At 29.3% G+C, this 16,107-nt stretch carries 15 protein-coding genes and 4 tRNA genes; 16 read left to right on the forward strand and 3 right to left on the reverse strand.

What is annotated here, in order from left to right:
* The 6 genes from rpsP to tyrA all read left to right on the forward strand — a co-directional run bounded on the left by rpsP (position 1) and on the right by tyrA (position 4,675).
* Positions 1-243, forward strand: a complete 243-nt coding sequence (gene rpsP / locus BPEN_RS00880) for a 30S ribosomal protein S16 (protein ID WP_011282724.1) — start codon at positions 1-3, stop codon at positions 241-243.
* Positions 240-809, forward strand: coding sequence for a ribosome maturation factor RimM (gene rimM, locus BPEN_RS00885; protein WP_011282725.1), 570 nt, complete (start codon positions 240-242; stop codon positions 807-809). Before rpsP ends, rimM begins: the two co-directional genes overlap by 4 nt.
* 26 nt (positions 810-835) lie before the next feature.
* Positions 836-1,603: a tRNA (guanosine(37)-N1)-methyltransferase TrmD gene (gene trmD, locus BPEN_RS00890; protein WP_011282726.1), complete on the forward strand. Its 768-nt coding sequence runs from the start codon at positions 836-838 to the stop codon at positions 1,601-1,603.
* 7 nt (positions 1,604-1,610) lie between these two features.
* Positions 1,611-1,961 carry a 50S ribosomal protein L19 gene (gene rplS / locus BPEN_RS00895; RefSeq protein WP_011282727.1) on the forward strand — a complete coding sequence of 117 codons (351 nt, stop codon included), beginning with the start codon at positions 1,611-1,613 and terminating at the stop codon, positions 1,959-1,961.
* Positions 1,962-2,465: 504 nt separating this feature from the next.
* Entirely contained in the window at positions 2,466-3,551 is a 1,086-nt protein-coding gene (locus BPEN_RS00900) for a 3-deoxy-7-phosphoheptulonate synthase (protein ID WP_011282728.1), read from the forward strand.
* Positions 3,548-4,675, forward strand: coding sequence for a bifunctional chorismate mutase/prephenate dehydrogenase (gene tyrA, locus BPEN_RS00905; RefSeq protein ID WP_011282729.1), 1,128 nt, complete (start codon positions 3,548-3,550; stop codon positions 4,673-4,675). Before BPEN_RS00900 ends, tyrA begins: the two co-directional genes overlap by 4 nt.
* Before the next feature lie 247 nt (positions 4,676-4,922).
* On the opposite strand, the gene BPEN_RS00910 is transcribed toward tyrA, so the two are convergent.
* Together BPEN_RS00910 and bamD are read right to left on the reverse strand one after the other, a co-directional pair.
* Complete coding sequence (locus BPEN_RS00910; protein WP_148168675.1) at positions 4,923-5,801, reverse strand: prephenate dehydratase domain-containing protein; 879 nt, start codon at positions 5,799-5,801, stop codon at positions 4,923-4,925.
* Between the two features lie 233 nt (positions 5,802-6,034).
* Positions 6,035-6,778 (reverse strand): outer membrane protein assembly factor BamD, encoded by a 744-nt coding sequence (gene bamD / locus BPEN_RS00915; RefSeq protein WP_011282731.1) that lies wholly within the window; start codon positions 6,776-6,778, stop codon positions 6,035-6,037.
* A gap of 124 nt (positions 6,779-6,902) precedes the next feature.
* Between bamD and rluD the strand changes: the two genes are divergently transcribed.
* The 4 genes from rluD to BPEN_RS00935 all read left to right on the forward strand — a co-directional run bounded on the left by rluD (position 6,903) and on the right by BPEN_RS00935 (position 13,083).
* On the forward strand, positions 6,903-7,880 hold the full coding sequence (gene rluD / locus BPEN_RS00920; protein WP_083754335.1) for a 23S rRNA pseudouridine(1911/1915/1917) synthase RluD: 978 nt from the start codon (positions 6,903-6,905) through the stop codon (positions 7,878-7,880).
* 288 nt (positions 7,881-8,168) lie between these two features.
* Positions 8,169-10,745 carry an ATP-dependent chaperone ClpB gene (clpB, locus tag BPEN_RS00925; RefSeq protein ID WP_011282733.1) on the forward strand — a complete coding sequence of 859 codons (2,577 nt, stop codon included), beginning with the start codon at positions 8,169-8,171 and terminating at the stop codon, positions 10,743-10,745.
* Between the two features lie 328 nt (positions 10,746-11,073).
* Positions 11,074-12,111, forward strand: coding sequence for a UDP-N-acetylmuramate dehydrogenase (gene murB / locus BPEN_RS00930; RefSeq protein ID WP_011282734.1), 1,038 nt, complete (start codon positions 11,074-11,076; stop codon positions 12,109-12,111).
* Positions 12,112-12,267: 156 nt separating this feature from the next.
* A complete protein-coding gene (locus tag BPEN_RS00935) occupies positions 12,268-13,083 on the forward strand; it encodes a biotin--[acetyl-CoA-carboxylase] ligase (RefSeq protein WP_011282735.1) in 816 nt (271 codons plus the stop codon).
* Positions 13,084-13,231: 148 nt separating this feature from the next.
* Here BPEN_RS00935 and coaA read toward each other — a convergent pair whose 3' ends face one another.
* The gene (gene coaA / locus BPEN_RS00940) at positions 13,232-14,173 is read right to left on the reverse strand and encodes a type I pantothenate kinase (protein WP_011282736.1); all 942 of its coding nucleotides are present in this window, start codon (positions 14,171-14,173) and stop codon (positions 13,232-13,234) included.
* A gap of 267 nt (positions 14,174-14,440) precedes the next feature.
* Between coaA and BPEN_RS00945 the strand changes: the two genes are divergently transcribed.
* The 6 genes from BPEN_RS00945 (at position 14,441) to rpsJ (ending at position 16,100) form a co-directional block, all read left to right on the forward strand.
* A tRNA-Thr gene (locus BPEN_RS00945) sits at positions 14,441-14,513 on the forward strand.
* Positions 14,514-14,526: 13 nt separating this feature from the next.
* Positions 14,527-14,608: transfer RNA gene (locus BPEN_RS00950), tRNA-Tyr, on the forward strand.
* Between the two features lie 72 nt (positions 14,609-14,680).
* A tRNA-Gly gene (locus BPEN_RS03340) sits at positions 14,681-14,752 on the forward strand.
* Positions 14,753-14,773: 21 nt separating this feature from the next.
* Positions 14,774-14,850, forward strand: a tRNA-Thr gene (locus BPEN_RS00955).
* Between the two features lie 148 nt (positions 14,851-14,998).
* A complete protein-coding gene (gene bfr / locus BPEN_RS00960) occupies positions 14,999-15,469 on the forward strand; it encodes a bacterioferritin (protein ID WP_011282737.1) in 471 nt (156 codons plus the stop codon).
* 319 nt (positions 15,470-15,788) lie between these two features.
* A complete protein-coding gene (gene rpsJ / locus BPEN_RS00965) occupies positions 15,789-16,100 on the forward strand; it encodes a 30S ribosomal protein S10 (protein WP_011282738.1) in 312 nt (103 codons plus the stop codon).
* Positions 16,101-16,107 lie beyond the last annotated feature (7 nt).

Genomic DNA, 16,107 nt, shown 5'->3' on the forward strand with positions numbered 1-16,107 from the left:
ATGGTAAGAATTAGATTAGCGCGAGGAGGTCATAAAAAAACTCCTTTTTATCACATAGTTATTACTGACAGTAGAAGTGCACGTGATGGGCGTTTTATTGAACGTGTTGGGTTTTTTAGTCCAATTAAATTTAGTAATCGCACAGGATTAGGATTACGTGTAAATTTAGAACGTGTAAAATATTGGTTATACAAAGGAGCAAGTCCATCTGATCGTGTTTTAAAATTAATAAAGAATTTGTGAAACATGATGAATATTCAATAAATAAAGAAGATGTTATGATCCCGCCCCTTCATCCCGTAGTAATAGGAAGAATAATAGGAGCATATGGTATATTGGGGTGGGTACGGATATTATCATTTACTGAAAAAAATGATAATATATTTTATTATAGTCCGTATTTTATTATCGTCCAATCTACATGGAAAGAAATTTTTTTAGATAAATGGAAACTAATTGGGAAACGTTATATTGTTAAAATACGAGGAGTCTCAAATAGAAATTCTGCTCAGTCATTAAGTCGTTGCAATATTATTATTGATGAAACACAATTTCCATGTATAAACGATGATGAATATTATTGGAAAGATTTAATAGGATGTGTAGTAATCACCGTACAAGGGGTCCTTTTAGGAGATATTATCAGTATAATAGAAACTACAGCAAATGATGTTTTGGTAGTAAAAATGTGTCAAAATAATCTTTATAAAATCAAAAATTGCCTTATTCCTTTTCTTATCAAGAGAGTTATTAAAAATATCAATCTTGTCACACGTACTGTTACCGTAGATTGGGATCCTAATTTTTAGTTTTTTAAAATAAAGTATAAAAAAATATGTTGTTAGGTGTGATTACTTTATTCCCAGATATGTTTCAATCTATTGTTCGTTATGGAATAGTAGGTCGAGCAATTCGAAGGGGTATTCTTTCCATAAAATTGTGGAATCCACGTCTGTTTACATATGATCGACACCACAGCGTAGATGCCCGTCCCTATGGAGGAGGACCAGGCATGTTAATGATGATTGAACCCCTGAGAAATGCAATCAATCAAGCTAAAGATGAATTAGGAAATAATATTAAAGTGATTTATCTTTCTCCTCAAGGAAGAAAGCTAAAGCAGAAATATGTATATAAGTTAGCATATGATCATCAGAAATTAATTTTAGTTTGTGGTAGATATCAAGGCATTGATGAAAGATTAATTCAAACGGAAATTGACGAAGAGTGGTCTATAGGAGATTATATACTTAGCGGAGGAGAGTTAGCAGCAATGGTATTAATAGATACGATATCTAGAGTTCTGCCTGGCGTATTAGGAAATCAAGATTCAAAAGAATCAGATTCCTTTTCCAAAGAAAGATTAGATTGCCCACATTATACACGACCAGAAACTTTTGACGGCATGAAAGTACCGTCGGTATTATTATCAGGAAATCATGATGAAATTCATCGTTGGAAACAAAAACAAGCTTTGGGTCGTACTTGGATTAAAAGGCCGGATTTGCTTAATTATATACAATTAACTAATGAGGAAAAAAATTTACTTTCTGAATTTAAAAATGAATACTTGCTATCATTAAATAAAAAAACTAGGAAATAATATATATATGTACGAATTAATAAATAATTTCGAAAAAAAACAAATGAAAAAAAATATACCGCACTTACATCCAGGTGATACAGTGGAAGTGAAAACATGGGTCATTGAAGGTAGTAAAAAACGCCTACAAATTTTTGAAGGCGTAGTTATTTCTATTAAAAATCGCGGATTACATTCTGCGTTTACTGTAAGGAAAATTTCTAGCGGAGAAGGTGTAGAGCGAGTATTTCAATCACATTCTCCTGTGATTGAAGAGATTAAAATTAAACGATTTGGTATCGTTCGTCGTGCTAAGTTATATTATTTACGTAGTCTTAGCGGAAAATCAGCACGAATCAAAGTACGTATGAATCCATGATACATTTTTTCTTAAAAATATTTAACATAAGCTTAATACATATATTAAGCGTTAGAATTTTATAATCATTTTGTTGATTGCAAATTAATTTTACAATCATTCGGTATATTTGTTTTTTATAATATAATTAATTAATTCAAAATATTTTAATATTTAAATTTTTAAAAAGTCATGCACCGTTAAAATAATATAATATTATGTATTAAAATTTTAAAAACTACATTCCATACTATGTGTTATTCCATACTATGTGTTGTATGAGTAACAATATAACCACACAGATACGTGTGTTTATATTGTTAAAAGAATCTCATATAAGTTCAAAAATTAAATGTAACTCAGTTAATCAACTTATAATAATTTATTGACAATAATAATATAAAACTATATTTACATTAGTTTTATATGTGTATCATAATATGATATATATATTATCATTTTTTAATGATCATTAAAGTTTTATGAATTTATTATATAATACATAATTATATTAAGGATAATAATATGCAGAAAAATGAGCGTAACAGTATCTATGTCAATAACACATATTCAATAATTACTCCTGAGCAATTAAAAACTCAATTTCCTGTAACACATTTGGAACAGAAAACCATTTCGGATTCTCAAAATATAATTATGAATATTATTCATAGACGCGATCCGCGCCTACTGGTGATATGTGGTCCTTGTTCTATTCATGATGTTAACGCTGCTTTTGATTACGCTGGTAAGTTGAAAACTTTATCAACAGAATTGCAAGATCAATTATATATCGTTATGCGTGTATATTTAGAAAAACCTCGTACTAGTATTGGTTGGAAAGGATTAATTAACGATCCGCATATGAATGGTTCCAACGATATTGAATTGGGTTTAAAGACTGCTCGACATATGTTGGTGAAATTAATAAAAATTGGATTACCACTTGCTACTGAAGTATTAAATCCATATATTCCACAATATATTGGAGAGCTCTTCAGTTGGTCATCTATTGGAGCGCGTACTACGGAATCTCAAATACATAGAGAAATAGCTTCTGGATTGTATACGCCTGTAGGCTTTAAAAATAGCACCAGCGGGAATTTTTCTAATGCAGTTAACGCGATACATGCTGCAATGATGCCTCATCGTTACATTAGCATCAATCAATCTGGCCAGGTATGTTTACTGCATACTAAAGGTAATCTTAATGCTCATATAATTTTACGAGGAGGAGAAAATCCTAATTATTATCCGGAAGATATTATTGGTTGTGAAAAAAAAATAACAGAAGCAGGATTGCCTTTAGCATTAATGGTAGATTGCAGTCATGGTAATTCTAACAAAGACTATCGTCGCCAAATTGATGTAGCACGGTCCATTTCACATCAAATTAAATATGGAAACCGTTCTATTATTGGATTGATGATTGAAAGTTATATTTATCCTGGTAATCAATCTATAAATTTATCATCTTCTACAACGCAATACGGAGTATCAGTTACCGATGCATGTATAGATTGGAAAACAACCAAACATTTACTGTATGATTTGCATAAAGAATTAAAACCATTTCTTATCAATCGTATATCAGGAGCTGGAATGGTATGACAAAGGAACTAAATATTTTGCGAAACAGCATCGATAAAATAGATCAGAATTTATTAAAGTTATTATCTAAACGACTTTCTTTAGTCTCTGAAGTAGGAGAAATAAAAAGTCGTTATGGATTATTTATTTATTCACCAGATAGAGAAGAAATGTTGGTTGCCTGTAGGAGGCGAGAAGCATTAGAATTGGGTATTTCTCCAGATTTAGTAGAAGATATATTGCGTCGTATTATAAGTGAATCTTATTATAATGAAAATGAAAAAGGATTTAAAACGTTGCATCCAAATTTAGGCCCAGTCGTTATAATTGGTGGAAAAGGGCGAATGGGGCAATTTTTTTCTAAAATGTTGACTTTATCTGGATATAAAATAAGAATTTTAGATAAAGATGACTGGGTACATGCAAAATCAATGCTGACAGATGCCGGTATGGTGATAATCAGCGTTCCTATTCATTCAGTTACTGATGTAGTTGGTAAATTATCATATTTACCTCCAAACTGCATTATAGTAGATTTATCATCTGTAAAAAAAATATCCTTAAATGCTATATTAGCTATGCATAGTGGTCCAGTATTAGGATTACAGCCTATGTTTAACCCAGACCATGGAAGTATGGTAAAACAAGTAGTAATTTACTGCGAAGGACGTTATCCAGAATCGTATCAATGGTTATTAGAACAAATACAATTGTGGGGCGCAAGGTTACATTTCTGCAATATAACAGAACATGATCAATATATGAGCATTATGCAAGGATTATGTTATTTTATTACTTTTGTAACTGGATATTATTTTTCAAAAGAAAACGTTAATTTAAAACAAATGCTGTCTATTTCTTCACCAACATTTCGATTAAAACTAATAACAATAGGGAGATTATTTGCTCAAGATCCTCAGTTATATGCAGACATCATCATGAATTCCAAAAACAATCTTATATTAATTAAACGTTATTATAGGAGATTAGGTAGGATTTTGACATTATTAGAACGGAATAAAAAACAAGAATTTATTGATCAATTTAAAAAAATTCAAAATTGGTATGGTTCATATACCGATCTTTTTTTTGAAGAAAGTCGTAAAATATTGCGTCAAATTAATAATTATAAAGATAATTTATAGCGTAAATAATAATTTTTAATAATTATTGTAATTATATTTAATAATTTTTGATTAAATCTATTTATTTAGATCCAAGAGTTTTCTATATAAGATAATTTTTTAATTTAAATATTATTTTGTATACTAATATGTGTATTTGTTTTTAATATTGTTGAAATAATACTATATGATCACATATTTATTATTTTCTGTATTTAGCTTTTGAATAATATAGTTAACAACATATAATTGTGATAATTTTTTTATTCTAATGGAAAACTACATTAGAAGGCGGCGTCACTTGATAACAACCTAATATTTTCAATGAATAGGCAATTTTTTGTAATTCTCTAAGAATATGTTGTATGTATACATTATTTATGTGTGCCATCATTTCAATAATAACTATGTTTCTCGGTCTCTCGTATGATAAAAGACGTGGTCTTAAATAAGTTATTTTAGTATTGTAAAAGTGTAATACTTTTAATATTTCGCATAATTTCTCTGATTGCTCTTGAACAGAAATAATAAGAATAGTTTTTGTGGTTATAGAATGATTAAAAATTGCAATATTTGTATTTTTTAAAATAATAAATCTAGTTGTATTTTTATGAGAATTAGAGAGATTATATGTCGATAGTGAATGCAATCCATAAAATTGGCCTCCTTGTTTATTTCCTAAAGCTCCTAAATTAGATTGATTTAATTTAGATACTATTTCCATGGCAACTGCGCTACTTTCACAGAATACAATTTTCCATGTCGAGAAATGTTTTAAAAATTCACTGCATTGTTGAACGGGTTGAGGATGACTGTATATAATTTGAATTTGATTTATATCAGTATGATTATTGACTAAAATACAATGCTTTATAGGAATAGTAATTTCATCTACTAACGACAATCGGGTGTTTAGTAATAAATCGCCTATTTCATCAATTAATCCAGAATTAGAATTCTCGATGGGAACTACACCATATTCTGCATGATCACATTCTACTAAATTAAAAATATCATCAAATCTTCGACAGCTATGTTCTACTACTTGATTAAAATGACGGCTACTAGCATATTGCATAGCGGCAATGTGAGAATATGATCCCTTAGGACCCAAAAATGCTATATGCACTGTAGATTTATAAATCATAATAAAACTCATTACCGTAATATTTAATATTCAAATATAACATTTTTAGATAATTGCAGTTGCCGTAGCGTCAACAGTATCATTATAAATTAATATTTATTTATATGGATGAATATTACATTCCTTATGTATATTATATTATTAATTTAATTAATACATGTTTTAAACATTGTATCAATCATATTGATATCTACAAAAATAGATATAGATATCATATTTATAAAAGTATATATTTAATATACTGGATTAGCAGCAATGATTTTTGCTACTTTGTTAGCTTGATCTGGCAAATATATATTTTGATAAGCTTGCTGCATATAATACAGTGCTTTACGAGTTGCTTGAGTATCTGGAAAGTGATATAACATTTTTTCTACACGAGCTATTACTGATATATAAGCATGTTTTTTAGAATAAAATTTCACAATGGAAAGTTCATATTCAGCTACTCTATTTTTTAAAAAAATTAAACGTTTGTAAGCGTCTAAAGAATATTGACTATCTGGATATTGGCGTATAAGTCTTACAAAGGTATGGAATGCTATACATGCATACATGGGATTACGATCAAACCAGTTTATATTTAAATATTTTATTAATTTTTTATTATCTTCATCTAAGCACATGTTGATTACGCCATGCATGTATAATACATAATCAAAATGTTTATGATTAGGATATAATTTAAAGAAATGTTCTATATAATTATTTGCAGATTTTAAATCGTTTAATTTGTAATAAGCATAAATTAAGTCTAAATAAATTTGTTGCGGACAAGGATCTAATAGATATAAATTTAGTAAATTTATCAAATCCTGTGTAGCTTCTTTATAATCAGCGTTATACAATTTGTTTTGAGCGGATTTGTAAAGATTATAAGTAGCATCATTTACAATGTTAACAGAAGCAGAGGCATAAGAAATCATAATGATACTAATAATTAATATTGTCATTATATAGTATTGAATACGTCTCATAAAACTTTTTATTAATACTCCTTAGTAGTATGTAAATATTAGCAAATAATATGTATGTACGTTTATTTAAATGAATGCAGCATACAACAATTTGGTTGAATTTAGTATTCAACCGCATATCAATATGATAGCACCTGAATCTTACATTATAAAACCTATGATTGTGCAGGAATCTCAATCTGGAAAACGATTAGATTGTATTCTTTCTGAATTACTACCAAATTATTCACGTTCTAAAATAAAATGTTGGATCCTTTCTAAAAAAGTAAACGTTAATAATCAGACGGTTATTATACCTAAAAAAAAAATGATGGGCGGTGAATTCATTGAAATAAAAGATATTGTTAATATCGATAATAATAATATAGTTCCTCAAGATATTCCTCTTGATATTGTATATGAAGACGATGATATTGTAGTAATAAACAAAGCAAAAAATATGGTAGTTCATCCTGGTGCTGGCAACCATTCAGGTACTATACTAAATGCTTTGTTATATAAATATCCAGCTATCACAGAAGTATTCCGATCAGGTATTGTTCAACGGTTAGATAAGGACACCACTGGTTTAATGGTCGTCGCTAAAAACATGATTGCATATCACAGTTTGTTACGATTATTCAAAAAAAGAAAAATTATTAGGGAATATGAAGCGGTAGTTCTAGGAAATTTTTTGCATAATGAAGGGACAATCAATCAACCTATTCGAAGACATGCTGTTCATCGTACTCGCATGACAGTTAATCCTATGGGAAAATCGGCCATAACTCACTATTCTATTATAGAATCATTTGGCATGTATACCAGAATTCGTGTACGTCTTGAAACTGGAAGAACTCATCAAATTCGTGTACATATGGCTTACATTAATCATCCATTGCTAGGAGATCATAAATATGGAAAATCAACTTATTTCATTAAAGGTATATCTGATACAGTCAATGACTGTTTACATGTTTTAAATCGCCAAGCATTACACGCAGCTACATTGCAATTATGTCATCCTATTACTAGAATAAAAATGAAATGGGATGTGCCTTTACCAAAGGATATTATAAAATTAATAAATATATTAAGAAAAAATGAAAGACATGTTAAATAGCATTATTATATATCTTATGATAGAGATTTTTTGTGTACAATCGTTACTGAATATAGTCCTGGACTTGTAATTTTTCGCTCGAAAATCACATCCTAAACTCACTGTAGTGAAATACCATATATTTATAAATTTATAGTTGTATTGCTCTTTAGGCAAATAAAAATATATTTTTATTCCAGTGGTTTAGATGCTTGAATTTTAAGTACCTAATCGCCATATCGATAGGCATATACTGGACTACAGGTATGAAATTGTTTTTATATTATTTATAAGAGGAAAATGAATATTATGCGGTTGGATCATTTTACTCATGATTTTCAATTAGCTATTTCTGATGCTCAATCCATAGCACTTAGAAAAGATAATCAATTTGTTGAACCCATTCATGTGATGCTCGCTTTCTTAAAAGAAAAAAATGGATCAGTATATCAGATACTGGAGCGTGCGGGGTTTAATATGTCTCAGTTCACTATATTAGTTGAAGAGGCATGTGATCGTGTGCCAAAGGTAGAAGGTATTGGGGGAGATATTCAATGTTCTCATGATTTAATTAGAATATTAAATTTATGTAATAAATTAGCACAAAAACATAATGATACTTTTATTGCGTCAGAAATGTTCGTTCTAGCAGCCATTGAATCTAATGGAACATTAAATGATTTATTAAAAAAATCCGGAGTATCTCCAGAAAATATAAAAAAATCAACAAGCTATATACGCAATAATCACTTAGTCGATAATCAACAATCAGAATCTCAACGTCAAGCATTACAAAAATTTACTGTAGATATAACTAAATTTGCAGAGCAAGGCAATCTTGATCCTGTTATTGGTCGAGATGAAGAAATTCGTCGTACTATTCAGGTGTTACAGAGACGTACCAAAAATAATCCTGTTCTTATCGGACAACCTGGAGTAGGAAAAACTGCTATTGTGGAAGGATTGGCGCAACGTATTATTAATGGTGAAGTTCCGGAAGGACTAAAACATAGTCGCATATTAGCTTTAGATATGGGAGGACTATTAGCAGGAACAAAATATAGGGGAGAGTTTGAAGAGCGTTTAAAAAGCGTATTAAGTGATGTATCTAAAGAAGATAGTAATATCATTTTATTCATTGATGAATTGCATACTATGGTTGGAGCAGGTAAAACTGATGGCGCAATGGATGCAAGTAATATGCTTAAACCAAGACTATCTAGAGGTGAGTTGCATTGCGTAGGAGCAACTACACTTGATGAATATAGTAAATATATTGAAAAAGATGCAGCTTTAGAAAGACGTTTTCAAAAAATATTCGTTTCTGAGCCTAGCGTGGAAGATACTATAGCTATTCTTCGTGGGTTAAAAGAACGTTACGAATTGCATCACAATGTTCATATTACTGATCCAGCAATAGTGGCTGCTGCAATTTTATCACATCGATATATTTCTGATCGTCAGTTACCTGATAAAGCCATTGATTTGATTGATGAAGCTGCTTCTAGCATTCGCATACAAATAGATTCTAAACCAGAAGAATTAGATAGATTAGAACGGCGTATTATACAGTTGAAATTAGAACAACAAGCATTAAAAAAAGAATCAGATGATGCTAGCATGAAACGATTAAATCTTTTAACTACTGAGTTAATTCAGAAAGAACAAAATTATATTAATCTTGAAAAAGAATGGAAAAAAGAAAAAGTTTCTTTATCTAACGCTCAAAGCATTAAATCGGATTTAGAACAAGCAAAAATTGCTATTGACCAAGCACGCCGTGTCGGTGATTTAGCTCGTATGTCTGAATTACAATATGGTAAGATTCCAGAATTAGAAAAAAAATTATCTACAATCTTGCAATCTAATTATAAAAAGATACGTCTTTTACGAAATCGTGTTACTGATATAGAAATTGCCGCAGTATTATCTCGTTGGACTGGTATTCCCGTGTCTCGCATGTTAGCAAGTGAAAAAGATAAATTATTAGATATGGAACATTCTTTGCATCAATTAGTTGTTGGGCAACACGAAGCAGTAAAGGCAATATCTCATGCTATTCGTCGGAGTCGTTCAGGGTTATCAGATCTTAAACGTCCAATTGGTTCGTTTATGTTTTTGGGGCCTACTGGAGTAGGAAAAACTGAATTGTGCAAGGCATTGTCTATCTTTCTTTTCGATACCAATAATGCAATGGTGCGTATTGACATGTCTGAATTTATGGAAAAGCATTCTGTATCAAAATTGTTAGGAGCTCCTCCTGGTTATATTGGATATGAATCAGGAGGATATTTGACTGAATCAATACGTCGTAGACCGTATTCTATTATTTTGTTAGATGAAATAGAAAAAGCGCATTCAGAAATTTTTAATGTACTATTACAAGTCTTAGATGATGGACGATTAACAGATGGACATGGACGTACGGTACATTTTAATAACACTGTCATCATTATGACATCTAATTTAGGGTCAGATTTCATTCAAAAACGTTTTGGGATTGTAGATTATCAAGAAGTTAAAGTTGCAGTATTAAACATAGTTAATCAACATTTTCGTCCAGAATTTGTTAATAGGATAGATGAAATAGTAGTGTTTCATCCACTTAGCACTGAACATCTTATGAAAATTGCTAGTATTCAACTACAGCGCTTATGTGATCGTTTAGAAGAAAAAGGATATCCGAATACTAATATTACTAACGCAGTCTTGGTATTTTTATCAAAAATTGGATTTGATCCAGTATACGGTGCACGCCCATTAAAGCGTGCTATACAACAACATATTGAAAATGCATTATCTCAAAAGATAATATCTGGGCAATTGCTGCCAGGTAAAAAAATTACTTTAGATATTGTAAATAATACAATCGTCTTTATTCAATGAAATTTTAAAAATTTCTAACATGAAATTATTTAAGAAATTTTAAATAATTTTAATAAGCAACCATATATACATTGATATATATATGCTCGTTTTTCATGTTTTCGTATATATAGTATATATCTTTATTCATAATTTATGTTGCAAACTATAAGTTAAATGATTATTTTTTTAATCATAAAAAGATAAGAATCAAGATTCTACAGCAACTGAAAAATAAAATAATACAATTATATTTTTAGTATAATTGAAATTATGGATCGATGTGTGAATAAAACTCAATAATTATTATAAAAATAATATATCAAATATTTTTGTTTAAAATAAATAAATGTATGAGCATCCTTTTCAATTAAAATCATTAAATACCTTTTCAGTTAACGCATTTGCTAAAAGTGTAGTAACAGCACATCATGAACATACGTTATTAAAGTTTTGGAGGAAAGCTTATCGAAAAGGAAAACCTGTTCTTATTTTAGGAGGCGGTAGTAATATTTTATTTTTAGAAAACTATTCTGGAACAATATTATTAAATAGGATAAAGGGTATTTTTATTACAGAAAATGAAACGGCATGGCAACTACATGTTGGAGCTGGAGAAAAATGGGACGAATTAGTAGTTCATACTATCAAAAAAAATATACCGGGGCTAGAAAATTTAGCATGTATTCCAGGGTATGTGGGGGCTGCTCCAATTCAAAATATTGGGGCTTACGGCGTTGAGTTATCTCAAATATGTGAGTATGTAGATGCTATAGATTTATATAGTGGAAAAAAAATTCGGTTTACTTGTTCTGAATGTGATTTCAAATATAGAGATAGTATTTTTAGAAATTGTTTGGAGAAATATGCTATTGTATCTGTAGGATTAAGATTATGTAAAAAGTGGAAACCCATATTAGATTATCATGAATTAGCTCATTTAGAAAAATTTCATATTACCCCCCGTCAAATTTTTAACTTTATTTATATAATTAGACATAAAAAATTACCAGATCCTGTTTTAGTGGGAAATGCTGGTAGTTTTTTTAAAAATCCAATAATAGATATTAAAACAGCACGCTGTTTATTTCAAATTTATCCAAATATGCCTTATTTTTATCAAAAAGATGGTAGAATAAAATTATCAGCAGGATGGTTAATAGAATATTGTCAACTAAAAGGTTATATTTTTGGGGAAGCAGCAATATATCCTAAACAGGCATTAGTATTAATTAATAGCAAAAAAATAGCTACTGGCACTGAAATTGCCGCATTAGCTCTTTACATATATAATAAGGTTGCAGATCAGTTTAATATTTATTTACAACCTGAAGTTAGATTAATTGGTAATTATGGAGAAATAAATCCAAAAAAATTGTTCATGTAGTAAATAATTGATATATAAATTTTATTTAATAAATTTGAAATTAAATATATTTCTAATAATTTTTATCTTAAAATAGAATTAAAAATATATTTACGTAGTATACTGCAATGGAATTAAATATAAATATTAATTTATTTTTTTGGAGATTTAAAAACCTTGTTAAGGGATAATGAAAATTATAGTTTTCCCGTATTTTACCCTTTCTTAAATGAATCTAAGATTTTAACACAATTATCCGAAGGCAGGGTAGTTGTGTTAAATAGAGTTAATTCAACCAATCAATATATAATCGACAACATTCCATATATAAAATCGGGTGATGCTTGTGTTACAGAACACCAAACCCAAGGCAGAGGAAGACGTGATAAAATTTGGGTGGCGCCTGTTGGAGAAGGTATTTGCTTATCTATTTATTGGAAATTGAATAAGATTCCTTCAACGATGATTGAATTTAGTTTAATGATAAGTATTGTTGTGGCAAAGATATTAAAGAATTTAGGCGCATCCCAGATTAAAATTAAATGGCCTAATGATTTGTATATTCATGGACGAAAATTAGCAGGAATTTTAATCGAAATTATAACAAGAACTGATAATATTACTCATATAATAATAGGTATTGGTATTAATTTATCTATACGCACGCATGCAACATTAAATACTAAAATTGGTAAGAATTGGATTAATTTAATGGATATTGGCATCATGATTGATCGTAATATTTTAGTCGCCACGCTTATTAATGTATTACGTAAGAAATTAAAAGATTTTATGCTTTTTGGGTTTACTCCATTTATTACATATTGGAAATTTTTTGATTGCTTATATAATAAACCAGTCACATTATTAGTTGGGAATCGTACAATATGCGGCACAGCTCTTGGGATAAATATACATGGAGCTTTAATAGTGGATCAAATAAGTTCAGTATGTTATTACTCGGGAAATAATATTTCTGTTTATACATCTTAAAAATTATATTAACTATAACAATAACCGTTTGATTAACGTAAATCCCATGCTTATTGTAATATAATATGATTAGCTCCAAACGTTTCAGTAATAAAAATCGATACTCATAATAACTGTAAAGAAAAAATTATTATTTTCATAATCGTTTTTATTTTCTTAATTGAATGTTGTTTATGATATGATTCACGTCTTTTTTCAAAATTAAATTTGCGCGTTCCCGGGTCGGTAAGATATTTTCTTGCAAATTCAGTCTATTTATTTTAGTCCATAATTGCGAAGCAATAGAAGTTATATTTTTTTTAGATAATTGAGTATAACGATAAAAATAAGAATCAGGATAGGAAAAAGTAGTGTAACAAAATTTCAAAAATCTATTGATATACCATTCTTGTAATAAATATTCTGGAGCATCAACATAAATAGAAAAATCAATAAAATCAGATACAAAAACACAAGGTAAGTTATGATGGTAATCGTGATTAGTTTGTAAAACATTTAATCCCTCCAAAATAAGAATATCTGGTTTATAAATTACCTGTTGAACATTAGGAATAATGTCATATATTATGTGAGAATATACAGGAATTGTCATCGATTGAACTCCAGATTTAACTTTGGAAACAAAATTTACTAAACTAGTCATATCATAAGATTGTGGAAAACCTTTTTTTTTCATTAAATGTCGTTTTTCTAATACTTTATTAGAATACAAAAATCCATCAGTTGTTACTAATTCTACAACACGGTGTTCAGTCCATCTACTGAGCAGTGCTTGTAAAACTTTAGCTGTAGTGCTTTTCCCTGCAGCAACACCACCAACGATACCAATAATATATGGTATATGTTGGTTTTGAATACTTAAAAATTGTTTTAAAGTATTTTGTCGTTTTATATGCGAACAAATATATAGATTAAGCAATCTAGATAATGGTAAATAAATTTCTATTACTTCATTCATAGAAAGATTATCATTTATTCCTCTTAAATTTAGGATTTCTCTTGAAGATAATGTTAATGATACCTTCTCTTGAAGAGATGACCATTCCTTGCGATTGAAAGTTAAAAATGGAACAGATGAAACATGTAGCATATTGTTCTATTATCATAGATAAATACTTATCTTATAGAATGAAATTTCATGTAAATACTTGATCAAAGTAAAAGATTTAATTATAATTATGTATTATAATGGAAGCTTACGAAATAACTAATAATTTTAGTTTTATTAAAGTAAATTTATTTTTACAAATGTTTTAAATAATTGTATTATCTCAAAAATATTAGTTTAATGAAGTTTGTTTCAAAAAATGTGTTTCTAAGAAAGAATCAATGATTATTTTAATAATATTAAAATGATGCCGGTGTAGCTCAATAGGAAGAGCAACTGATTTGTAATCAGTAGATCAAAGGTTCGAATCCTTTTACCGGCATCTGCAACTTTTTGATGGGGTTCCCGAGCGGCTAAAGGGAGCAGACTGTAAATCTGTCGTCGTAGACTTCGAAGGTTCAAATCCTTCCCCCATCATTTTAATTATACATAAACAACAAATACCATATATTCTTGTAATATCAGGAATACGGATTTTACTATGTAGTAGTGGGCATCGTATAATGGTTATTACCTCAACCTTCCAAGTTGATGATGTGGGTTCAATTCCCACTGTCCACTTATATAATGTAATTGAATTATGCTGATATAGCTCAGAAGGTAAGAGCGCGCCCTTGGTAAGGGTGAGGTCAGCAGTTCGAATCTGCTTATCAGCACCAGCGTACGTCGTATACCTATCTTCTTATTAAAAATAAGAAGATAGGTATAATCATGGATAGCTATACTAGCTATGATTTTTTAAATATTTAATTTATAATTTAAAGTTAAACAATACAATGTATGTGGATACATATCTAAGGAGATGTTATGAAAGGAGACGATCACATTATTACCCATCTTAATAATTTGTTGAGCGATGAGTTGGTCGCTGTAAACCAATATTTTTTACATTCTAAAATTTTTAATAATTGGGGATTAGAACGCCTTAACAAGATAGAATATCAAGAATGCGTGGATGAGTTAGATCATGCGGATCTTTATGCAAAACGTATTTTATTTTTAGAAGGTATGCCTACCTTGAGGAAATTTGATCCATTAAACATTAAAAAAAATGTTGAAGATATTTTACGTGCTGATCTTAGTTTAGAATTTCATAGTATTGAAAATTTACGCAAAGGCATCAAATACGCTGGTTCAATACAAGATTATGTATCTAGGGATATAATGATACAAATTCTTAAAGACGAAGAAAAGCACATTGATTTTTTAGAAACAGAGCTAAATCTCATGATAAAAGTTGGTATGCATAATTATATACAATCACAGTTGAAAAAATAATTTTATACTTATCAAAATGATATACATTGTTTATAATATTTTTAATATTAAAATTTTCTAGTAATAATTTGAATTTTATTCTTGTTAGCCTTGTTTTTTATTTGTTTATTGGTACACTAAGTTTATGTGATGTTTTATTGCAGAAAATAATAACAAAATTAATTGGCATGTTCGATAGGAATAAAAAACAGTTTTACATTTTGAATGTGTGTGATACGAAGATGTTTTAGATGTTCATTTAACGCTTTCGGGTGAAACATACAAAAGGTTTGTGTAGAGTTGTTTATGAATAACTAATTTTTAGGATCTATTTTAGGTTATGCAAAATCAAAGGATCCGCATTCGTTTGAAAGCATTTGATCATCGGTTGATAGATAAGTCGACCGTAGAAATTGTAGAGACTGCTAAACGTACTGGCGCTCAAGTACGAGGCCCTATTCCATTGCCTACTAGAAAAGAACGATTCACTGTTTTAATTTCTCCGCATGTAAATAAAGATGCGCGGGATCAGTATGAAATACGAACTCACAAACGGTTGATTGATATTGTTGAACCTACCGATAAAACGGTAGATGCTTTAATGCGTTTAGATTTAGCGGCAGGAGTAGACGTACAAATTAGTCTCGGTTAGCAAATAG

Origin of the sequence: Candidatus Blochmanniella pennsylvanica str. BPEN, assembly GCF_000011745.1 — a bacterium.
GTDB classification, from domain to species: domain Bacteria; phylum Pseudomonadota; class Gammaproteobacteria; order Enterobacterales; family Enterobacteriaceae; genus Blochmanniella; species Blochmanniella pennsylvanica.